Here is a 21,235-nt window from a genome sequence, read left to right as displayed (position 1 = left end):
GGCGGGACGACCGGTCCCGCCTCCGCCGCACCTTAGGTAAACTAAACAAAACACACGCAGCAACCTCAGGTGCGCCGGGAAGTCTGGTCGGCATGTGCTCCGTCCTGCCCACCGACCGGAGGTCTCCCCCGTGACCGCGCCCCGCACCACCACTTCGCACAGGATCTTCGGGCGTCTGTCGCTGCCCGAGCGGAACTTCCTCGCGGAGGCGCTGCGCACCGAGACCGTCGGCGGCGTACTGCTGCTCGTCGCCGCCGTGGTCGCGCTGATCTGGGCGAACGTCCCGGCGCTGCACGACAGCTACGAGAGCGTCAGCCACTACCGCTTCGGCCCCGCGGCCCTGGGCCTCGATCTCTCCGTCGCGCACTGGGCGGCCGACGGCCTGCTCGCGGTCTTCTTCTTCGTCGCCGGCATCGAACTCAAACGGGAACTCGTCGCCGGTGACCTCAAGGACCCGAGGGCCGCCGCGCTTCCCGTCGTGGCCGCGCTGTGCGGGATGGCCGTACCGGCGCTCGTGTACACGCTCACCACCCTCACCGGCGGTGGCGCCTTCGACGGCTGGGCCGTCCCGACGGCCACCGACATCGCGTTCGCGCTCGCCGTGCTCGCCGTCATCGGCACCTCGCTGCCGAGCGCGCTGCGCGCCTTCCTGCTCACCCTCGCCGTCGTCGACGACCTGTTCGCGATCCTCATCATCGCCGTCTTCTTCACCGGCACCATCGACTTCCTGGCGCTGGGCGGCGCGGCCCTCGGCCTGCTGGTGTTCTGGCTGCTGCTGCGCAAGAACGTGCGCGGCTGGTACGTCTACGTGCCCCTCGCGCTCGTGATCTGGGGGTTGATGTACAACAGCGGGGTCCACGCCACGATCGCCGGCGTCGCGATGGGCCTGATGCTGCGCTGCACGACGCGCGAGGGCGAGGAGCACTCGCCCGGCGAGCGGATCGAGCACCTTGTGCGACCGCTCTCCGCCGGACTCGCGGTCCCGCTGTTCGCCCTGTTCAGCGCCGGTGTGACGCTCTCGGGCGGCGCACTCGGGGATGTGTTCGCGAAGCCGGAGACCCTGGGGGTGGTCCTCGGTCTCGTCGTCGGCAAGACCGTCGGCATCTTCGGCGGGACCTGGCTGACCGCCCGGTTCACCCGTGCCTCGCTGAGCGAGGACCTCGCCTGGGCGGACGTGTTCGCCGTCGCCGCCCTCGCCGGCATCGGCTTCACCGTCTCGCTCCTGATCGGGGAACTCGCCTTCGAGGGCGACGCGCTCATGACCGACGAGGTCAAGGCCTCCGTCCTGCTGGGCTCGCTGATCGCCGCGAGCTTCGCGACGGTCCTGCTGAAGCTGCGCAACGCCCGGTACCGCCGGATGTGGGAGGCCGAGGAGCGCGACGACGACCTCGACGGCGTCCCGGACGTCTACGAGGAGGACGACCCGGCGTACCACCTGCGCATGGCGGAGATCCATGACGCGAAGGCGGCCGAACACCGCCGCCGGGCCCAGGAACTCGCCCGCGGGAACGACGACGCGAACGCCCGACGGAACGCCTCGTCGGCCGCCGAGGGGGAAGAAGCCGCCGGGACGACCGCGGGAGAGGCCGCGGTAAGGCCCGGAAAGGGGAAGACACGCGCCACGGGCCTGCCGAAGTGACGGGCGGGACGGGCGAGGAGGGCGACCGTCCGGCATGATCTGACGGGACGGTACAAAAGAAGCCGGCGGCAGCCGCACCGACAGCGGTGGCAACAGCGACAGCGGCAGTAGAAGCAGAAGAGGAAGAGGGAGAACGCGATGAGCGCACCCGACGGCAGCCCGGTCGGCGCCGAACGCAGCATCGGCCAGCTGTTCGCCTCGGCGACGACCGAATTGTCGGCGCTGGTGCACGACGAGATCGCGCTGGCGAAGGCGCAGCTGAAGCAGGACGTCAAGCGCGGGGCGACGAGCGGCGGGGCCTTCTCCGCGGCCGGCGCGCTCCTGGTCTTCTCCCTGCCGATGCTCAACTTCGCCCTGGCGTACGGCATCCGGACCTGGAGCGACTGGAACCTCGCGATCTGCTTCCTGCTGTCCTTCGCGGCGAACGTGCTCATCGCGCTCGTCCTCGTGCTGATCGGCGTGGTCTTCGCGAAGAAGGCGCAGCGGGGCAAGGGCCCGCAGAAGGTCGCCGCGTCCATGAAGGAATCCGCGAGCGTCCTGCAGAACGCGAAGCCGCACCCGCGGCCCGAGCTGCCGCAGGACCGCGTCCCGGAGGCCATCGAGGCTGTGGCACGCTCGTCGTCATGACGGACCCCGCCATCCCTTCGGCCCAGCCCGCTTCGGTCGTACGACCGGACGCCGTCTGCGGCGTAAAGGTCACCCACCGCGAGGTCGCCGCGAACGGCGCGCGCTTCCACATCGCCGAGCTCGGCGACGGTCCGCTGGTCATGCTCGTCCACGGCTTCCCGCAGTTCTGGTGGACGTGGCGGCACCAGCTGGTCGCCCTGGCCGACGCGGGCTTCCGGGCCGTCGCGATGGACCTGCGGGGCGTGGGCGGCAGCGACCGCACACCCCGCGGCTACGACCCGGCCAACCTCGCCCTCGACATCACCGGCGTGATCCGCTCCCTGGGCGAGCCGGACGCCGCGCTCGTCGGCCACGACCTGGGCGGCTACCTCGCCTGGACGGCGGCAGTGATGCGCCCCAAGCTGGTGCGCAGACTCGCCGTCGCCTCGATGCCGCACCCCCGGCGCTGGCGCTCGGCGATGCTGGCCGACGTCCGCCAGACCGCGGCGGGTTCCCACATCTGGGGGTTCCAGCGGCCGTGGATCCCCGAGCGGCAGCTCACCGCCGACGACGGCGAACTGGTGGGCCGGCTCATCAGGGACTGGTCCGGGCCCCGGCCGCCCGAGGACGAGGCGGTCGAGACGTACCGGCGCGCCATGTGCATCCCGTCGACCGCGCACTGCGCCGTCGAGCCGTACCGCTGGCTGGTGCGCTCGCTGGCCCGGCCGGACGGTGTGCAGTTCTACCGGCGCATGAAGCGCCCGGTGCGCGTGCCCACGCTGCATCTGCACGGTTCCCTCGATCCGGTGATGCGCACCCGCAGTGCGGCCGGCTCCGGGGAGTACGTCGAAGCGCCGTACCGCTGGCGGCTGTTCGACGGACTCGGACACTTCCCGCACGAGGAGGATCCGGCCGCGTTCTCCACCGAACTGGTCAACTGGCTGAAGGATCCCGAACCCGATCGGTGACCGGCCCGTCGCGCCCGGTATCCGGTCCTGAACGTCTGTACTACGAACAGCCAAATGCCCGGCGCATAGGCCAATTGGCCGCTCCGAGAGCGGTTATCGACCTTGGGGCAGGGGCAGACGTCGGGGTATGGGCTGGACGCACGACTACAGTGACGCAGCACGCAACCGCCGCTCGGCCAACGGCCCGAGCCTCCACCGCCGAGGTGCCGACCCGCAACTGCCGGGCTCCGACCTCCGGGTGGGCATTCCGCGCATCCTGCGCCGCCGGGCCCGCTGGGTCTCGGTCCGCTTGCGTCACCCGCGGCCCTGACCCGCCGGCGCCCCTGAACCACCGGCGGCGGGCCTTCGTCCCGACGACCCCTCAGAGGGCGCAGCTGTCGCTGTCCACCTGCTGACCCGCGGTGCGCCCTTCGGCGATGTCCTGCCGGATCTCGTCGGCGGTGAGGGCGTATCCGGTCTCGGCGTCGTCGAGGGACTTCGCGAAGACCACGCCGTACACCTTGCCGTCGGAGGTGAGCAGCGGTCCTCCGGAGTTGCCCTGACGGACCGTCGTGAACAGCGAGTACACGTCACGGCGCACGGTCGTGCGGTGGTAGATGTCCGGGCCGTTGGCCTTGATGCGGCCCCGGACCCGCGCGGCACGCACGTCGTACGAGCCGTTCTCCGGGAACCCCGCGACGATCGCGTCGTCCCCGGTCACCGCGTCCTTCGGGGTGAACTGGAGCGCGGGCGCGTCGAGGTCCGGCACGTCCAGGACGGCGATGTCGCGCTTCCAGTCGTACAGCACGACCGTGGCGTCGTACTTGCGACCCACCCCGCCTATCTGGACGGTCGGTTCGTCGACCCCGCCCACGACATGCGCGTTGGTCATGACCCGGCGCTCGCCGAAGACGAAGCCGGTGCCCTCCAGGACCTTCCCGCAGCTCTCCGCGGTGCCCATCACCTTGACGATGGAACGCTGGGCGCGCTTGGCCACCGGGCTGTTCGCCAGGGCCGGGTCCGGCGGCTGGACGTCGGTGATCGGCTCGTTGGAGAACGGGCTGAAGACCTGCGGGAAGCCGTTCTGCGCGAGGACGGAGGAGAAATCGGCGAACCAGGTGTCCGCGCGGTCGGGCAGCGCGTCGGAGACCCCGTGCAGCACCTGGGAGCTGCGGACCTCCTTGCCCAGCGTCGGCAGGGTGGTCCCGGCGAGCGCGGACCCGATCAGCCACGCCACCAGCAGCATCGCCACGACGTTGACGAGCGCCCCGCCCGTGGCGTCCAGCGCGCGGGCCGGGGACCAGGTGATGTAGCGGCGCAGCTTGTTGCCGAGGTGGGTGGTGAGCGCCTGGCCGATCGAGGCGCAGACGATCACGACGATGACCGCGACGACGGCGGCCGTGGTGCTCACCTCGGAGTTGTCGGTCAGCGCGTCCCAGACGACGGGGAGCAGGTAGACGGCGACGAGGCCGCCCCCCAGGAAGCCGATCACCGACAGGATGCCGACGACGAAACCCTGGCGGTAGCCGACGACCGCGAACCAGACGGCCGCGACCAGCAACAGGATGTCCAGCACGTTCACCGCTTCGCGCCTCGCCTCATCGTTTCACGCACACCACTGGTCGGCCGGGGGCCCGACCCGCCGCGGAGCAGCGACGACGGGACATGACGCCCCCGGACGGACACAGCACGGTGGACACCCTGTCATGACCGCCAGTCGAGCGGGACCTGCTTGTCCCGGTCCCAGGGGCGCTCCCAGCCCGCGAAATGCAGCAACCGGTCGATCACCCCGGCCGTGAACCCCCACACAAGGGCCGATTCGACCAGGAATGCCGGGCCGCTGTGGCCGCTGGGGTGCAGGGCCATGGCACGGTTGTCCGGATTCGTGAGATCCGCCACGGGGACCGTGAACACCCGGGCCGTCTCGGCGGGATCGACGACGCCCACCGGGCTCGGCTCACGCCACCAGCCCAGGACCGGGGTGACGACGAAACCGCTGACCGGGATGTACAGCTTGGGCAGCACACCGAAGAGCTGGACGCCCGCCGGATCGAGCCCGGTCTCCTCCTCGGCCTCGCGCAGCGCGGCCCGCAGCGGCCCGTCACCGTGCGGGTCGCCGTCCTCCGGGTCGAGGGCGCCGCCCGGGAAGGAGGGCTGGCCGGCGTGGGAACGCAAGGAGCTCGCCCGCTCCATGAGCAGCAGCTCGGGGCCGCGCTCGCCCTCGCCGAACAGGATCAGGACGGCCGACTGGCGCCCCGCGCCGTTCTCCGGGGGCAGGAAGCGGCTGAGCTGGAGCGGCTGGACCGTCTCCACCGCGTGCACCACCGGCTCCAGCCAGGCGGGCAGGCCCTCCTTGCTCAGCGTCGCCGCACCGCCCCGTGTGTCGCTCGCGCGTGTCATCGCCGCACCACCCCCCGTTCTCCCTCGTCCAACGCCCGGGACCTCGCCGATCGTTCCGCGGACCGCTCCCCGTCCGGGTGACCGGACCGCACACCCCGTCGCTCCGGCACGGCCCGTCCGGCCCGGGCCGGGGTCGGCCCCTGCCTCATCCGGCCCCCAGCGGCGGGGCCGGCCTGCCGCCCGCGTCCAGATAGGACCGAGGCGGGTTGAGCCGCTGCCCGGGGAAGCCGCCCTTCTCGTACTTCAGCAGCTTCTTGGCCTTCTCCGGGTCCGTCTCGCCCTCGCCGTACGCCGGGCAGATCGGGGCGATCGGGCAGGCGCCGCAGGCCGGCTTGCGGGCGTGGCAGATCCGCCGGCCGTGGAAGATCACGTGGTGCGAGAGCATCGTCCAGTCGCTCTTGGGGAAGAGCGCGCCGACGGCCGCCTCGATCTTGTCGGGCTCGGTGGCCTCGGTCCATTTCCAGCGCCGTACGAGCCGCTGGAAGTGGGTGTCCACGGTGATCCCTGGCCTGCCGAACGCGTTCCCGAGCACCACGAACGCGGTCTTGCGGCCGACCCCGGGGAGCTTGACCAGGTCCTCGAGCCGCCCGGGGACCTCGCCGCCGAACTCCTCCACGAGGGCCTTGGACAGGCCCATCACCGACTTGGTCTTGGCCCGGAAGAAGCCGGTCGGCCGGAGGATCTCCTCGACCTCCTCGGGATCGGCGGCGGCCAGGTCCTCCGGGGTGGGGTACTTGGCGAAGAGGGCGGGGGTGGTCTGGTTCACCCGGAGGTCGGTGGTCTGGGCGGACAGGACGGTGGCGACCACCAGTTGGAAGGGGTTCTCGAAGTCCAGCTCGGGATGGGCGTAGGGATAGACCTCGGCGAGCTCACGGTTGATGCGGCGCGCGCGGCGGACGAGCGCGGTACGGGACTCGGGCTTCCCCCCGGTGCCGCCGGCCTTCGCCGCGACGCCCCCGTCCGCGGTCTCGCGCGCTGCCCCGGCCTTCTTGGCCGGAGCCCTCTTCGCCGGGACCTTCTTCGCCGGGGCTTTCTTCGCAGCGGTCCTGCGTGCTGTCGTTTCGTTGCCGTCGGCGGCTTTCTTCGCAGGCATCTCTTTTGTCACCTTTGCCGTTTTCCTACCACCGTCGGAGTCCTGTTCGCCCACAGCGGAAACGCGACGTACAACCACCCGCCCAGCCCCCTCGGCCTGTGCTCTCACCGGCGTTTTGGACACCCGGCCAGCCTAAAGCCCGACGCCGACATCCGCCCCGGACCCTGAAGATCAGCCCCCGATTGGACCCCTGCCGCTTACCCCAGGACATGTGTGCGGCATCCTTGTGACAGATCACACTGTTTGGAATGTCCGGCAAAACGGGGAACACGGTCCCCTGGTAAGCGGGGAAGCAAGATCCCCTGAGCAGGTCGACAAGGAGAGAACTCGTGGACGACGTTCTGCGGCGCAACCCGCTCTTCGCGGCTCTCGACGACGAGCAGGCCGCGGAACTGCGCGCCTCCATGAGCGAGGTGACCCTGGCCCGTGGCGACTCCCTCTTCCACGAGGGCGATCCGGGCGACCGGCTCTACGTCGTCACCGAGGGCAAGGTCAAGCTCCACCGCACGTCTCCGGACGGCCGGGAGAACATGCTGGCCGTGGTGGGTCCCAGCGAGCTCATCGGAGAGCTGTCGCTCTTCGACCCGGGCCCGCGCACGGCGACCGCCACCGCTCTCACCGAGGTCAAGCTCCTCGGCCTCGGCCACGGCGACCTCCAGCCCTGGCTGAACGCCCGCCCCGAGGTCGCGACCGCGCTGCTGCGCGCCGTCGCCCGGCGGCTGCGCAAGACCAACGACGCCATGTCCGACCTGGTCTTCTCGGACGTCCCCGGCCGTGTGGCCCGCGCCCTCCTCGACCTCTCGCGCCGCTTCGGCGTGCAGTCCGAGGAAGGCATCCACGTCGTCCACGATCTGACGCAGGAGGAGCTGGCCCAGCTCGTCGGCGCGTCGCGCGAGACCGTGAACAAGGCGCTGGCGGACTTCGCCCAGCGCGGCTGGCTGCGCCTGGAGGCACGCGCGGTCATCCTGCTGGACGTGGAGCGGCTGGCCAAGCGGTCGCGCTAGGCGCCACCGCTGTGGCGGGGGTGAGGTCCGGTCAGGTGTGACCGGCACCGGGGGCTGTCCGCACTCGAAAACCAGCTGACGGACCGCCCGCGGAGCAGCACAGTGGCCGCATGCCACCCACGCTTCCCCCACGAGGACTCGACGCCCGGGGGCACATCGCCCGCGAAGGCTCCCTCGCGCGCGTGGCGCCCGGCTTCCGGCCGGTCGTCGCGGCCGCCCGCGAGCACGTACCGGCGCTCTTCGGCGCCCGGCTGCACAGCGCGTACCTCTACGGGTCGATCCCACGCGGCACCGCGCGCGTGGGACGCAGCGATCTGGACCTCCTGGTCGTCCTGCGCGAGGACCCGACCGACACCGACCGGACGGACGCGCGCGCGCTCGACGAGACCCTCGACGGGCTGTTCCCGCAGATCGACGGCAGCGGCACCCTCCTGGTCGGCCACGCGCGCGTGCTGAGCGAGCTGGAGAGGCACGACCTGGGCTGGTTCCTGGCGTGCCTGTGCACACCGCTGCTCGGCGAGGATCTCGCCGAGCGGCTCCCCCGCTACCGCCCCGACACGCTGCTCGCGCGGGAGACCAACGGCGACCTAGCCCTGGTGCTGCCCCGCTGGCAGGACCGCGTCGCGTCGGCGGACGGCTCCGAAGCCGCCCTGCGGCCCCTCGTACGGTTCATGTCCCGGCGGCTCGTGCGCACCGCTTTCACCCTCGTCATGCCCCGCTGGAACGGCTGGACGAGCGACCTGTACGAGATGGCCGGGGCGTTCGGCGCGTACTACCCGCGCCGCGCCGGGCAACTGCGCGCGGCGGCCGCCCTCGGGTACGAGCCGAGGGGCGACCGGGCCGTCCTCACGTCGTACCTCGACGACCTCGGGCCCTGGCTCGCCGACGAGTACACGCGCGTGCACGGTGTGAAGGCCCGCCGGCCCGAGGACGCCTGACCGGGCGGCCCGCTAGATGAGCCCGTGCTCCTTCAGGTACTCCAGCTGCGCCCGCACCGACAGCTCGGCCGCCGGCCACAAGGAGCGGTCGACGTCCGCGTACACGTGGGCGACGACCTCGGCGGGGGTGGTGTAGCCGTCCTCGACGGCCGTCTCGACCTGGGCGAGGCGGTGGGCACGGTGGGCGAGGTAGAACTCCACGGCGCCCTGGGCGTCCTCCAGGACCGGCCCGTGGCCCGGCAGGACCGTGTGGACGCCGTCGTCGACGGTGAGGGACCTCAACCGCCGCAGGGTGTCGAGGTAGTCGCCCAGACGCCCGTCGGGATGGGCGACGACGGTCGTGCCGCGACCCAGGATCGTGTCGCCGGTCAGCACGGCCCGGTCGGCCGGGAGGTGGAAGCACAGGGAGTCGGCGGTGTGGCCGGGTGTCGGGACGACCCGCAGCTCCAGACCGCCCACGGTGATCACGTTCCCGGCGGCCAGGCCCTCGTCGCCCAGCCGCAGCGCCGGGTCCAGGGCCCGCACCTTGGTGCCGGTCAGCCCGGCGAAGCGGACCGCGCCCTCGGCGTGGTCGGGGTGGCCGTGCGTGAGCAGCGTCAGGGCCACCCGCTTGCCCGCCCGCTCGGCGGTGTCGACGACCGCCCGCAGGTGCCCCTCGTCCAGGGGGCCCGGGTCGATCACGACCGCGAGGTCGGAGTCGGGCTCGGAGACCAGCCAGGTGTTCGTGCCGTCCAGGGTCATCGCGGACGCGTTCGGCGCGAGGACGTTGACCGCGCGCGCGGTGGCCCGGCCGGAGAGGACTCCGCCTCGCGGCTGGCCGGGGAGAGCGGCTGCGTCGGTCATGCGAAGGGGCCTTCCGTACGGCTGGGCGGACTGTCACGACGGAGGTCGCGGTGCACACGGCGGTCGAGAAGCGCGCCGGACAGGCCGGGCGCGCAGGGAGTGCAGGGCGCACCGGGCTCGCGGAGTGCGCCGGGCTCGCGGGATGTGAGGGGCGGGCGGGATTCGACGGTCACGCGGGACGTGACGGACCCGCGGGACGTGAGGGGCGCGCGGGACGTGACATGCGCGCGGGAGGCTGCGGTCCCGGGCGGGATCCGGCGCCGTACCGCCGCCTCGTGCGGCCGCTGCCGGGGACCGTTCGCGTCCCTCCACGCACGCGTGCCCGTCATACGGCTCCCCCGCCGCCCGCATCTGTCCTGCCGGGCGCGTCGGCCTTGCCGGGCGTCTCCGCCTCGGCGGCCCCCTCGGCCGCGTCCGTCGCCGTGACCGGTTCGGCCGCGTGCGTGCCTTCGGCGGCCGTGACGGGGATGTGCTTGGTGAACTCGTCGTGGCCCGGCCAGGACAGCACCACCGCGCCGTCCTCCAGGCGGGCCTGCGCCAGGACGGGCGTCAGGTCGCGCCCGGGGGCGGCGGCGAGCGCCTCGGCGGCCGTGGCGTACGGCACGAGCCGGCGCAGGGTGGCGATGGTGGGCGGCATCATCAGCAGCTCACCCTTGTCGTACGAGGCCGCCGCGTCCGCGGGGCGGATCCACACCGTGCGGTCGGCCTCCGTGGAGGCGTTGCGGGTGCGCTGGCCCTCGGGCAGAGCCGCCACGAAGAACCAGGTGTCGTAGCGGCGGGACTCGAACTCCGGGGTGATCCAGCGGGTCCACGCGCCGAGCAGGTCGGAGCGCAGGACGAGACCGCGGCGGTCCAGGAACTCGGCGAAGGACAGCTCTCGGGCGGCCACCGCGGCCCGGTCGGCCTCCCAGTCGGGGCCCGTGGTGTCACCGACGACGGAGTCGGGCGTGGGCCCTGCGAGCAGGACGCCCGCCTCCTCGTACGTCTCGCGCACGGCCGCGCAGACGATCGCCTGGGCCGCGGTCTCGTCGACGCCGAGCCGCTCGGCCCACCACGCGCGCGTGGGGCCGGCCCAGCGGACGTGCCGGTCGTCGTCGCGCGGGTCGACACCGCCGCCGGGATAGGCGTACGCGCCTCCGGCGAAGGCCATGGAGGCGCGTCTGCGCAGCATGTGGACGACCGGTCCGCTGCCGGTGTCCTTCAGGAGCATGACCGTGGCCGCGCGTCGGGGGACGACCGGGACGAGGCTGCCGTCCGCGAGCGCGCGGATGCGTTCCGGCCAGTCCTGGGGGAACCACTGCCCATTCGCCATGGGCGCGAGGCTATCCCGTGGCGCGCGAATGTTCGAGAGGTCCCCGAGGTCAGAGCACGTCCGCGGGACCTTGCGGGGCTGTCCGCGGGGGCCGCGCGGGAAACCCGCGCGGAGCCGGCCGGCGCCGTCCGGAAGGCGCCCGCGAGCGCCGCCCGGGACGTCCACGGGCGTCAGCCGGCGCCCACCGGTCGCCCTCGGCCAGAACACGGCTCGGGCACGGCTGGGGCACGGCTCGGGCCCGGGTGGTGACGCGGGTGTCCGTGGACGTCCGCGCGGAGACCGCGGGGACGCCCCGGACCGCGTGCCTACGGGACGAGTTCCACCTGGATCTCGACCTCCACGGGCGCGTCCAGCGGCAGCACGGCGACGCCCACCGCACTGCGCGCGTGCACGCCCTTGTCGCCGAGGACCTCGCCCAGCAGCTCGCTCGCGCCGTTGAGGACGGCGGGCTGACCGGTGAAGTCCGAGGCCGACGCCACGAAGCCGACGACCTTCACCACGCGCGCGATGCGGTCGAGATCGCCCGTGACCGACTTGACGGCGGCCAGGGCGTTCAGCGCGCAGGTGCGGGCCAGCTCCTTGGCCTCCTCCGGCGTGACCTCGGCGCCGACCTTGCCGGTGATCGGCAGCTTGCCGTCCACCATGGGCAGCTGACCGGCCGTGTACACGTACGCGCCGGACTGTACGGCCGGCTGGTAGGCCGCGAGCGGCGGCACGACCGACGGCAGGGTCAGACCCAGCTCGGCGAGCCTCGCCTCGACCGCGCTCACGCCTTCGCCCGCTTCAGGTAGGCGACGAGCTGCTCCGGGTTGTTCGGCCCGGGCACGACCTGGACGAGCTCCCAGCCGTCCTCGCCCCAGGTGTCCAGAATCTGCTTCGTGGCATGGACGAGCAGCGGCACGGTTGCGTATTCCCACTTGGTCATGGGGCCGACTGTATCGGCTGTGCCGGAGGGCCTCCTCCACAGGCCATGTGGCCGATACCGCCCCCTGTTGTCCACAGTCTCCCGATTGCCTCGGGCGCCGAATGGTTACGCTCGAAGACGTGAGCAGGCTCCAGGTCGTCAGCGGCAAGGGCGGGACCGGTAAGACGACGGTCGCCGCGGCACTCGCCCTCGCCCTCGCCACGGCAGGGAAGCGGACGCTTCTCGTCGAGGTGGAGGGCCGACAGGGCATCGCACAGCTCTTCGAGACGGAGGCGTTGCCCTACGAGGAACGCAAGATCGCCGTCGCCTCGGGCGGCGGTGAGGTGTACGCACTGGCCATCGATCCCGAACTGGCCCTTCTGGACTACCTCCAGATGTTCTACAAGCTGGGGGGCGCCGGCCGGGCCCTGAAGAAGCTCGGCGCCATCGACTTCGCCACCACCATCGCGCCCGGCCTGCGGGACGTGCTCCTCACCGGCAAGGCGTGCGAGGCGGTCCGGCGCAAGGACAAGAACGGGCGCTTCGTCTACGACTACGTCGTCATGGACGCCCCGCCCACGGGACGCGTCACCCGCTTCCTGAACGTCAACGACGAGGTCGCGGGGCTGGCCAGGATCGGCCCGATACACAATCAGGCCCAGGCCGTCATGAGGGTGCTGAAGTCGCCGGAGACGGCCGTGCACCTGGTGACGCTGCTGGAGGAGATGCCCGTCCAGGAGACGGCCGACGGCATCGCCGAGCTGCGGGCGGCCAAGCTGCCGGTGGGGCGGGTCATCGTCAACATGGTGCGCCCCGAGGTGCTGGCCGAGGACGAGCTGGAACTCGTACGGACCGTGGGTCGTTCTTCTGTCGCCCGGTCGCTGTCCGCCGCCGGGCTCGGCGGGGCACGGCGCGGCGGCCACGCCGAGCGCCTGGTGGATCCGCTCCTTCAACAGGCCGAGGAGTACGCCGAGCGGTACGCGCTGGAGCACGAACAGCGCGCGGTCCTCGGCGAGCTCGATCTGCCGCTGCACGAACTGCCGTTGCTCGCCGAGGGCATGGACCTCGCGGGCCTGTACCAGCTCTCCAAGGAACTGCGGAAGCAGGGGATCGCATGAGTGAGGACCAGGCTCACGACCGCAAGGGCACCCGGCACCGTCTCTCCCCCGCGCCCGTGCTGGACATCGATCCGCTGCTCGACGACCCGGCGACCCGCATCGTGGTGTGCTGCGGCTCGGGCGGTGTCGGCAAGACCACCACGGCCGCGGCACTGGGACTCCGGGCGGCCGAGCGGGGCCGCAAGGTGGTGGTCCTCACCATCGACCCGGCGCGCCGGCTCGCCCAGTCGATGGGCATCGACTCGCTGGACAACACCCCGCGCCGCGTCAAGGGCGTCGAGGGCGACGGCGAGCTGCACGCGATGATGCTCGACATGAAGCGCACCTTCGACGAGATCGTCGAGGCGCACGCGGACGCCGACCGGGCCAACGCGATCCTGGGCAACCCGTTCTACCAGTCGCTCTCGGCAGGCTTCGCGGGCACGCAGGAGTACATGGCGATGGAGAAGCTGGGACAGCTGCGCGCGCGGGACGAGTGGGACCTGATCGTCGTCGACACCCCGCCGTCCCGCTCCGCCCTGGACTTCCTGGACGCCCCGAAGCGCCTCGGGTCGTTCCTGGACGGCAAGCTGATCCGCGTCCTGCTCGCGCCCGCCAAGGTCGGCGGACGCGCGGGCATGAAGTTCCTGAACGTCGGGATGTCGATGATGACCGGTGCCCTCGGCAAGCTGCTCGGCGGCCAGCTGCTGAAGGACGTGCAGACGTTCGTCGCGGCGATGGACTCGATGTTCGGCGGCTTCCGCACGCGCGCGGACGCCACCTACAAGCTGCTCCAGGCGCCCGGCACGGCGTTCCTCGTGGTGGCGGCTCCCGAGCGGGACGCGCTGCGGGAGGCCGCGTACTTCGTGGAACGGCTGGCCGCCGAGGACATGCCGCTGGCCGGACTGGTGCTCAACCGGGTGCACGGCAGCGGCGCCGCCCAGCTGTCCGCCGAGCGCGCCCTGGCGGCGGCGGAGGAGCTCGACCTCGCCCGGACCCACGCGGCAGAAAATCTTGAAGAGCCCGGCATTGTGGATCAGGACGGCGGGAAAGCTGGACTTCGTAACTCTCCCGACACGTACGGCAGTTCAGAATCTCCCGCAACCGATCCGCAGCTCGGCGCCCCCACCGGCGCGGATCGGACCACGGCCACCGGCACGGACCGGACAGCGAGCGCCGACACGCGCACAGGCGCGGCGTCCGGCACGGACGCGGACCGGACCGTGGACGACCTCACCGCGGGCCTGCTGAGGCTGCACGCGGAACGCATGCACCTGCTCTCCCGCGAGCAGCGCACGCGGGACCGCTTCACGGCGCTGCACCCCGAGGTGGCGGTCTCCGAGGTGGCCGCGCTGCCCGGCGATGTGCACGACCTCACAGGACTGCGGGACATCGGGGACCGGCTCGCGGCCAACCGGCCGGAGCTGCCCGAGGCTGCCGACAGCTGAGCCGAGGGGTCCCCTCAGCTCACCGCCGCGTAGTTCTCGTACATCTGGTCGTCGTCGAGCGGCAGGATGCCCGCCCCCCGCTCGTACTCCGAACGCGCCGTCTCCAGCAGCCGGCGCCAGGAGGTCACGGTCGGCCGCCTGCGCAGCAGTGCGCGGCGCTCGCGCTCGGTCATTCCTCCCCATACGCCGAACTCGACGCGGTTGTCGAGCGCGTCGGCCAGACATTCGGTGCGTACCGGGCATCCGGTGCACACCGCCTTGGCCCTGTTCTGCGCTGCTCCCTGAACGAACAGTTCATCCGGATCGGTAGTGCGGCAGGCGGCCTGCGCACTCCAGTCGGTAACCCAGCCCATACCGGCGCCGTCCTCTCCCGAATCGAGGCTCCCCCACGGCGGCAGCGGCATATTCACCGCCGCCAGTTGAGGACGTTACGGAAGGTGGGCACAGCGCAACACCCCCTTCGGGCCCAATCTTGAATGGCCCGAACGGACTATGCGTAAGCGGCAGATCACCCGGGGGAGTGAGCCCGCGACATATAAAACTATCCCGGCAAACGGGACAGTTCAGTTGAGTCACAACGGACGCCGGGTGACACACGAGGCGGATTCGGGCACGCCCCCATCAAAAAATCGGGGAACCTCCGGAACGATTCGGGGTCGTCGGACGTATTGATACGTAGCCCTGCTGCTGTGACAGTTGAGAGCAGCTTAGGCCAAGGCATTGACGCGTGTCCGGCGAATGAGAACGTAGGCTGCCCTCATGCCAAAGAAGCGCTCGGGCGGTGGTCTGTCGCCAACGCAGCAGGCCGCCAAGTTCCTCGGTGTCAGTGTGCTCGCGGGAGCCCTGCTGGCCGGTATCGCCCTGCCCGCCTTCGGCGCGCTGGGCCTCGCCGCCAAGGGGTCGGTGGAGTCGTTCGACGAACTCCCGGCCAACCTCAAGACTCCACCGCTGAGTCAGCGCACCACGATCCTCGACGCCGCGGGCGGCCAGATCGCCACGGTGTACTCACGTGACCGCACCGTGGTGGATCTCAAGAACATCTCGCCCTACATGCAGAAGGCGATCATCGCCATCGAGGACTCGCGCTTCTACGAGCACGGGGCGGTCGATCCCAAGGGTGTCCTGCGCGCGCTCAACCAGAACGTGCAGAGCAGCGGGGTCTCCCAGGGCGCCTCGACGCTCACGCAGCAGCTCGTGAAGAACGTCGCGGTCGAGGAGGCCGGCGACGACCCGACGAAGGTCGCGCAGGCCACCCAGCAGACCATCGGCCGCAAGATCAAGGAACTGAAGTACGCGATCCAGCTCGAGGAAGAGCTCAGCAAGAAGAAGATCCTCGAGAACTACCTGAACATCACCTTCTTCGGCGAGCAGGCCTACGGCGTCGAGGCGGCGTCCCAGCGCTACTTCTCCACGCACGCCAAGGACCTCGCCCTCCCGCAGGCGGCGCTGCTGGCCGGGCTCGTCCAGTCGCCCAGCTTCTACGACCCGGTCAGCCACCCGCAGGCGGCCACCGAGCGCCGTAACACCGTCCTGAAGCGGATGGCCGAGGTCGGCGACATCTCCGCGACCGAGGCGGCCACCGCGCAGAAGGCCCCGCTGGGTCTGAAGGTCAAGGAGCCGAAGAACGGCTGCATCACCGCCGCCAAGGGCGCCAGCTTCTTCTGCAAGTACGTCGAGCGCGTCTTCCTCAGCGACCCGGTCTTCGGCAAGACCAAGGAGGAGCGGGCGAAGATCTGGAACCGGGGCGGTCTGACCATCCGCACGACGCTCCAGCCGCAGGCCCAGAAGTCCGTCCAGGACTCGCTCAAGGACCACGTCTACAAGTCGGACAAGGTCGCCGCGGCCACCACGCTCGTCGAGCCCGGCACCGGCAAGATCCTCGGCATGGGCCAGTCGAAGCCCTACGGCTACGGCAAGAACGAGACCGAGTACAACTACTCGGTCAGCTCCTCCATGGGCGGCTCGAACTACGGCTTCCCGACCGGTTCGACCTTCAAGCCGTTCGTGGCCGCGGCCGCGCTGGAGGAGGGCCGCCCGGTCAACCAGCAGTACTCGTCGCCGTACCAGATGGAGTACCCGAGCCCGGTACAGACCTGCGACAACAAGCCGTGGGTCAACAACAACGGCGAGAAGCTGGAGAACGAGAGCGAGTCCGAGAAGGGCCCGTACCAGCTGAAGAAGGCCATGGAGCTCTCGGTCAACACGTACTTCGTGCAGATGATCTCCGACATCGGCCTGTGCCCCGTGGTGAAGATGACCGACGCGCTGCACGTCGTGCAGGGCAACGGCGACAAGCTCCCCGAGGTGCCCGCCATCGCCCTCGGTTCCAAGGGCATCTCCCCGCTGACCATGGCCACCGCCTACGCCGCCTTCGCCTCGCGCGGCATGTACTGCACCCCGATCGCCATCGAGTCGATCACCCAGAAGGTCGGCGACCAGCAGAAGTCGCTGGAGGTGCCCAAGTCGACGTGCTCGCGGGCCATGTCCGAGAAGACCGCCGACACCGTGAACACGCTGCTCAGCGGCGTGGTCGACTCCGGTACCGGCCAGCAGGCGGGCCTGTCCGGCCGGGCGAACGCCGGTAAGACCGGTACCACGGACTCCCGCAAGAACGCCTGGTTCGTCGGCTACACCCCGAACCTCGCGGGCGCCGTCTGGGTCGGCAGCGCCACCCAGAAGGTCGAGATGACCGACATCACCATCGGCGGCGTCTACCACGCCCAGGTCTACGGCGGCGACACCCCGGGCCCGATCTGGCGCGACGCCATGACCGGCGCCCTCTCCGGCAAGGAGGCCCCGCCCTTCAACCTCGTCAACATCCCGAACCCGCCCTCCAAGGACCGCGGCGACGGTGACAAGAACGACGACGGCAACAACGGGGACGGGAACGGCAACGGGAACAACGGCGGCAACGACGGCGGCTTCCTCACCGGCCTGCTGACCAACGGCGGCTCGTCGAACGGCGGCAACAACTCGAACAACGGCGGCACGTTCTTCCAGGGCCAGACCAACGGCAACGGCAACGGCGGAGGCCGCGGGTGAGGCCGAGGGTGGGGCGCACGCCATCGGCCTCCGAGGCCGTGGCGAAAGCCAGAGCATGACGAACGGCCCCCGCTTCCCCGCACGGAAGTACTACGCGTAGTACTTCTCCGCACGGGGAGGCGGGGGCCGTTCTCGATCGGGAGCGGCGGTTCGCCGCGGGGAAGTGAAAAGCGGAGACCGACCGAGGCAGGGGCGGGAGCCGGCGCCGGGCCGGCTCACCGCATCTCATGGCCTCGCGTCGTCCCGCCTCGTCTCTTGTGGCCTCTTGTCGCCTCCGTCGGAGACGCGCGCGTCAGCCCGCCAGCAGCTTCTTGACGACCGCGGCGACCCGGCCGCCCTCGGCCAGACCGGCCACCTTCGGGTTGACGATCTTCATGACGGCGCCCATCGCCCGCGGACCCTCCGCACCGGCCGCCTTCGCCTCGGCGACGGCCTGGGCGACGATCTCGTTCAGCTCGTCCTCGCTGAGCTGCTTGGGCAGGTAGGTGGCGAGCAGCTCGCCCTCCGCCGTCTCCCGCTCGGCCGACTCGGCCCGACCGCCCTGGGCGAAGGCGTCCGCGGCCTCGCGGCGCTTCTTCGCCTCCTTGGTGATCACCTTGAGGACCTCGTCGTCGGAGAGCTCGCGCTTCTCCTTGCCCGCGACCTCCTCCTTGGTGATCGCGGTGAGCGTGAGCCGGAGCGTCGAGGAGCGGAGCTCGTCGCGCTCCCTGATGGCGGCGTTGAGGTCTTCCTGAAGCTTCGACTTGAGCGTGGTCATGGGTCCGATTGTCGCAGGTGTGGGCGGTCGCGTGCCCGCCGATTAAAGGGGCGGCGGGGCAAGGGGTGTTGGACACGTCTGACACGATGGACGTATGCACGCGCGATACGGAGTACCACTGTCCATTGCGGCGGCCGGCGCCGCCGGCCTGGTGTACGCGGCGGGTTTCGAAGCCCGCTCCTTCCGCCTGCGACGGGTGACGGTCCCCGTCCTGCCGGCCGGCATGCGCTCCCTGCGCGTACTCCAGGTCTCCGACATCCACATGGTCGGCGGCCAGCGCAAGAAGCAGCGCTGGCTGCGCTCCCTGGCCGGTCTGCGCCCCGACTTCGTGATCAACACGGGCGACAACCTGTCCGACCCGGAGGCCGTGCCCGAGGTCCTCGACTCGCTCGGCCCGCTGATGGAGTTTCCGGGCGCGTACGTCTTCGGCTCGAACGACTACTACGGCCCCACACTGCGCAACCCGGCCCGCTACCTCTTCGAGAAGGTCCAGGGCCGCCACGGACTGAACGGCAACCCACCCGCCGTCGGTGTGGTCCACAACCCGTGGGAGGACCTGCGCGACGGGTTCGACGCGGCGGGCTGGCTGAACCTGACGAACACCCGGGGGGTCCTGAAGGTCGAGGGCGTGTCGGTCGAGCTGACCGGCGTGGACGATCCGCACATCAAGCGCGACCGGTACGCGCGCGTGGCGGGCGGCCCGTCGGCCTCGTCGGACTTCTCGATGGGCGTGGTGCACGCGCCGTACCTGCGGGTCCTCGACGCCTACACGGCGGACGGCTACCCCCTGGTCCTGGCCGGCCACACCCACGGCGGCCAGCTCTGCATCCCCTTCTACGGCGCCCTGGTCACCAACTGCGACCTGGACACCGACCGGGTCAAGGGCCTGTCCACGCACACGGCGGAGGGGCTCACGTCCTACCTGCACGTGTCCGCGGGATGCGGAACGAGCCGCTACACCCCGGTGAGGTTCGCGTGCCCGCCCGAGGTGACGCTGCTGACGCTGGTGGCGAAGGAGTAGTCGGCCAGGGGCCAGGGGGCCATTTCCTCGACGCGGCGGCCGTACGGGCAGGCGGCGCGCACGGGCCGCGACCCGAGCCCCACCGGCACACGCACGTACGCGTGGACACGTACACACACGCGTACGCAGGTGCAGGTGCAATTGCAGGCGGAGGCGGAGCGGGTTCCCTCGAACAGCCCACCCGTATCGCCCGTTTTGCACCCCTTGCCTAGCGTGAGGGCATGACCGCGCCGATACCCAGGGACATCCCGGATCTGCCCGCGATCCCGCGGACCCACGCGCTCCTGATGTCCTCCGTCCCCGCCTCGGCGGTGGTGGCCCCCGTACGCCGTCCCCTGGCCGCCGTCCTGCGCCTGCTGCTGGCCGGCGCCGCGGCCGGCGGCGTCACGCTCGCCCTGCTGCTCGGCAGCCCCCCGCGTGTCCTGAGCCACTTCGCGATCCAGAGCAACATCGTGCTGGCCCTGGTGACGCTGCTCTCCGCCCGCCGCGCGTGGACGGCCCGCCGCCCCCTCCCCGCGGCCCTGACGGGCGCCGCGCTGCTCTACGTGACGACCACCGGCCTCGTCTACCACCTGCTCCTGGCGGACGCGGCCACCCCCTTCTCGGTGACGGGCGCGACCGCCCCCACGGGCTGGCACCTGGTCGCCGGACACCTCGTCCACACCGTGATCCCGACGGCCGCCGTCCTGGACTGGCTGCTGCTGACGCCTCCGTGCCGGATGCACCTGCGCAGGGCCGCCACCTGGATGATCTACCCGGTGGTCTACCTGGCGTTCTCTCTCGCCCGAGCCCAGCTGGTGGCACCCGGCACGCCGGGCCGCTACCTCTACCCCTTCTTCGACGCCGAGGCCGCCGGCTACAAGCACGCCCTGGCCAACGCGCTCCTCCTGGGCCTGGCCATCTACGCCCTCGCGGTCCTCCTCGTGGCCCTCGACCACGTCCGCCCGAACCCGATCAGCCACCGCGCCAAAACCGGATTTCGTCTCGGGCCACCAGTGGGCTAAAGTAAACGACGTCGCCGCGACAAGCAGGACAAGCAGCGACATCGGGGTGTAGCGCAGCTTGGCAGCGCGCTTCGTTCGGGACGAAGAGGTCGTGGGTTCAAATCCCGCCACCCCGACAGCTGAATAGCAGACCAGAGGGCCTTTACCGGATCGGTAGGGGCCCTTTGGTGTTGCTGTGTGTTCAAGTGCGGGAAGGCGGTGGGGAGTCGGCCGGGTGTGGGGCGTTCGGTTCTGGTTGGGGCTGCCGGGAAGGGCGTGGTGGGTCGGCGCGGCGACTGTGAGTGGATGAGGCTTGCGTGGGCGGGTCGTCGGGTTCGGTTGGGCCGGGCGCCCGTCAGGCGGTGTCGTCGTGGGGTGCCGTGTAGACGGCCAGGACGTTCTCTCGCTCCTGGGAGTACTTGTGCAGGAACTCGTGCGGTGGGCGCGCCCCTCGGCTCTCGACCCAGGGGATGACCTCGCTGACGGCAACGGTTCCTGGACCTGCCTTCTCCATGACGCGGACCAGGGTGTCCTCGTCGAAGTGGTACAGGTGGTCGGGCTTGAACTGGACGTAGTCCCGTCCCTGGGCTTTCGACAGGCGTTTGCCGTAGTGCGGCGTCATGACGACGAGGCGGCCGTTCGCGGCCAGCAGGGAGCAGGCCGCCGAGATCTCGGCGACGGGATTCTCCACGTGCTCCAGGAAATCCATCATGGTGATCACGTCGTACGGGCCGTTCTCGACGACCTCCGGACTGCGCAGGTCACCGCAGATGAACCGGCAGTTCTCGGTGCGGTGTGCGGCGCGGCCTATCGCGTACTCCGATCCGTCGACACCGAAGGCCCGCACCCCGAGGAGGTGCAGCGCTTCGACCAGGTATCCGCCGCCGCATCCCACGTCCAGGGAACGTTCGATGGTCGACGGCGTGGCCACGAGGGCCTCGGCGAACACCTCGGCCAGTTTTCTCCGCTCCGGCAGCTCTTCGCCGAAGTAGTCCTTGTAGCCGGCCTGATGCCCGGGCTTCTTGCGGTAGTACGTCTGATCGTATGCGCAGGACGGGAAATGGTTCGTCTTCTCGTCGAGCATCGACACGAGGTTGCATCCGCGGCAGCGCATGATGACGCCGTAGGGGAGGTCGTGAAGCCGTTCCCGGTCGGTTCGTCCGCAGAGTACGCACGTCGGTCCCACAAGCTCGGGCATGAC

Annotated in this window: 21 protein-coding genes and 1 tRNA gene; 12 read left to right on the top strand and 10 right to left on the bottom strand. The window is 70.9% G+C overall.

The genetic code is table 11. The annotated features are described in order from the left end of the window. Positions 1-130: 130 nt before the first annotated feature. From nhaA to Saso_RS38330, 4 genes are all read left to right on the top strand, one after another. A complete protein-coding gene (gene nhaA, locus Saso_RS20285; protein ID WP_189927000.1) occupies positions 131-1,639 on the top strand; it encodes a Na+/H+ antiporter NhaA in 1,509 nt (502 codons plus the stop codon). A gap of 138 nt (positions 1,640-1,777) precedes the next feature. Then, the gene (locus Saso_RS20280) at positions 1,778-2,266 is read left to right on the top strand and encodes a phage holin family protein (protein ID WP_189927001.1); all 489 of its coding nucleotides are present in this window, start codon (positions 1,778-1,780) and stop codon (positions 2,264-2,266) included. After that, complete coding sequence (locus tag Saso_RS20275) at positions 2,263-3,213, top strand: alpha/beta fold hydrolase (RefSeq protein ID WP_189927002.1); 951 nt, start codon at positions 2,263-2,265, stop codon at positions 3,211-3,213. Before Saso_RS20280 ends, Saso_RS20275 begins: the two co-directional genes overlap by 4 nt. Before the next feature lie 127 nt (positions 3,214-3,340). Continuing rightward, positions 3,341-3,523 carry a hypothetical protein gene (locus Saso_RS38330; RefSeq protein WP_229901488.1) on the top strand — a complete coding sequence of 61 codons (183 nt, stop codon included), beginning with the start codon at positions 3,341-3,343 and terminating at the stop codon, positions 3,521-3,523. A 51-nt stretch (positions 3,524-3,574) separates the two neighbouring features. Here the strand turns inward: Saso_RS38330 and Saso_RS20270 are convergent, their stop codons facing one another. The 3 genes from Saso_RS20270 to nth form a co-directional block, all read right to left on the bottom strand. Beyond that, on the bottom strand, positions 3,575-4,774 hold the full coding sequence (locus tag Saso_RS20270) for a MarP family serine protease (RefSeq protein WP_189927003.1): 1,200 nt from the start codon (positions 4,772-4,774) through the stop codon (positions 3,575-3,577). Positions 4,775-4,896: 122 nt separating this feature from the next. After that, positions 4,897-5,592, bottom strand: a complete 696-nt coding sequence (locus Saso_RS20265) for an NUDIX hydrolase (RefSeq protein WP_189927004.1) — start codon at positions 5,590-5,592, stop codon at positions 4,897-4,899. A gap of 145 nt (positions 5,593-5,737) precedes the next feature. After that, positions 5,738-6,685 carry an endonuclease III gene (gene nth / locus Saso_RS20260; RefSeq protein ID WP_189927005.1) on the bottom strand — a complete coding sequence of 316 codons (948 nt, stop codon included), beginning with the start codon at positions 6,683-6,685 and terminating at the stop codon, positions 5,738-5,740. A gap of 329 nt (positions 6,686-7,014) precedes the next feature. On the opposite strand from nth, the gene Saso_RS20255 reads away from it, so the two are divergent. Together Saso_RS20255 and Saso_RS20250 are read left to right on the top strand one after the other, a co-directional pair. Next, the gene (locus tag Saso_RS20255; RefSeq protein WP_020129286.1) at positions 7,015-7,689 is read left to right on the top strand and encodes a Crp/Fnr family transcriptional regulator; all 675 of its coding nucleotides are present in this window, start codon (positions 7,015-7,017) and stop codon (positions 7,687-7,689) included. A 110-nt stretch (positions 7,690-7,799) separates the two neighbouring features. After that, positions 7,800-8,627, top strand: coding sequence for a nucleotidyltransferase domain-containing protein (locus Saso_RS20250; RefSeq protein ID WP_189927006.1), 828 nt, complete (start codon positions 7,800-7,802; stop codon positions 8,625-8,627). Positions 8,628-8,639: 12 nt separating this feature from the next. On the opposite strand, the gene Saso_RS20245 is transcribed toward Saso_RS20250, so the two are convergent. From Saso_RS20245 to Saso_RS20230, 4 genes are all read right to left on the bottom strand, one after another. Next, positions 8,640-9,470: an MBL fold metallo-hydrolase gene (locus Saso_RS20245; protein WP_189927007.1), complete on the bottom strand. Its 831-nt coding sequence runs from the start codon at positions 9,468-9,470 to the stop codon at positions 8,640-8,642. Positions 9,471-9,795: 325 nt separating this feature from the next. Then, positions 9,796-10,782: an NUDIX hydrolase gene (locus tag Saso_RS20240; protein ID WP_229901489.1), complete on the bottom strand. Its 987-nt coding sequence runs from the start codon at positions 10,780-10,782 to the stop codon at positions 9,796-9,798. A 305-nt stretch (positions 10,783-11,087) separates the two neighbouring features. Continuing rightward, a complete protein-coding gene (locus tag Saso_RS20235) occupies positions 11,088-11,552 on the bottom strand; it encodes a RidA family protein (protein ID WP_189927008.1) in 465 nt (154 codons plus the stop codon). Beyond that, positions 11,549-11,707, bottom strand: a complete 159-nt coding sequence (locus tag Saso_RS20230) for a DUF4177 domain-containing protein (RefSeq protein WP_020129281.1) — start codon at positions 11,705-11,707, stop codon at positions 11,549-11,551. The genes Saso_RS20235 and Saso_RS20230 overlap by 4 nt, the downstream gene beginning before the upstream one ends. A gap of 119 nt (positions 11,708-11,826) precedes the next feature. On the opposite strand from Saso_RS20230, the gene Saso_RS20225 reads away from it, so the two are divergent. Together Saso_RS20225 and Saso_RS20220 are read left to right on the top strand one after the other, a co-directional pair. Continuing rightward, on the top strand, positions 11,827-12,804 hold the full coding sequence (locus tag Saso_RS20225; protein ID WP_189927009.1) for an ArsA-related P-loop ATPase: 978 nt from the start codon (positions 11,827-11,829) through the stop codon (positions 12,802-12,804). Continuing rightward, complete coding sequence (locus Saso_RS20220; protein WP_189927010.1) at positions 12,801-14,231, top strand: ArsA family ATPase; 1,431 nt, start codon at positions 12,801-12,803, stop codon at positions 14,229-14,231. Before Saso_RS20225 ends, Saso_RS20220 begins: the two co-directional genes overlap by 4 nt. A 14-nt stretch (positions 14,232-14,245) precedes the next feature. On the opposite strand, the gene wblA is transcribed toward Saso_RS20220, so the two are convergent. Then, entirely contained in the window at positions 14,246-14,584 is a 339-nt protein-coding gene (gene wblA / locus Saso_RS20215; protein WP_189927108.1) for a transcriptional regulator WblA, read from the bottom strand. A 406-nt stretch (positions 14,585-14,990) separates the two neighbouring features. On the opposite strand from wblA, the gene Saso_RS20210 reads away from it, so the two are divergent. After that, a complete protein-coding gene (locus Saso_RS20210; protein WP_189927011.1) occupies positions 14,991-17,273 on the top strand; it encodes a transglycosylase domain-containing protein in 2,283 nt (760 codons plus the stop codon). Between the two features lie 292 nt (positions 17,274-17,565). Here Saso_RS20210 and Saso_RS20205 read toward each other — a convergent pair whose 3' ends face one another. Then, complete coding sequence (locus tag Saso_RS20205; RefSeq protein WP_189927012.1) at positions 17,566-18,030, bottom strand: GatB/YqeY domain-containing protein; 465 nt, start codon at positions 18,028-18,030, stop codon at positions 17,566-17,568. Positions 18,031-18,124: 94 nt separating this feature from the next. Here Saso_RS20205 and Saso_RS20200 point away from each other — a divergent pair, with 94 nt between their 5' ends. The 3 genes from Saso_RS20200 (at position 18,125) to Saso_RS20190 (ending at position 20,171) form a co-directional block, all read left to right on the top strand. Continuing rightward, the gene (locus Saso_RS20200) at positions 18,125-19,051 is read left to right on the top strand and encodes a metallophosphoesterase (protein WP_189927013.1); all 927 of its coding nucleotides are present in this window, start codon (positions 18,125-18,127) and stop codon (positions 19,049-19,051) included. 221 nt (positions 19,052-19,272) lie between these two features. After that, positions 19,273-20,055 (top strand): Pr6Pr family membrane protein, encoded by a 783-nt coding sequence (locus Saso_RS20195; protein ID WP_189927014.1) that lies wholly within the window; start codon positions 19,273-19,275, stop codon positions 20,053-20,055. Between the two features lie 42 nt (positions 20,056-20,097). Beyond that, positions 20,098-20,171 (top strand) — tRNA-Pro (locus Saso_RS20190). Positions 20,172-20,389: 218 nt separating this feature from the next. Here Saso_RS20190 and Saso_RS20185 read toward each other — a convergent pair. Further along, on the bottom strand, positions 20,390-21,232 hold the full coding sequence (locus Saso_RS20185; protein ID WP_189927015.1) for a class I SAM-dependent methyltransferase: 843 nt from the start codon (positions 21,230-21,232) through the stop codon (positions 20,390-20,392). Positions 21,233-21,235 lie beyond the last annotated feature (3 nt).

Origin of the sequence: Streptomyces asoensis (assembly GCF_016860545.1) — a bacterium.
Taxonomy (GTDB): Bacteria; Actinomycetota; Actinomycetes; order Streptomycetales; family Streptomycetaceae; genus Streptomyces; species Streptomyces asoensis.
The sequence above is the reverse complement of the archived record's forward strand: the minus strand, read 5'-3'. Positions and strand labels throughout refer to the sequence as shown.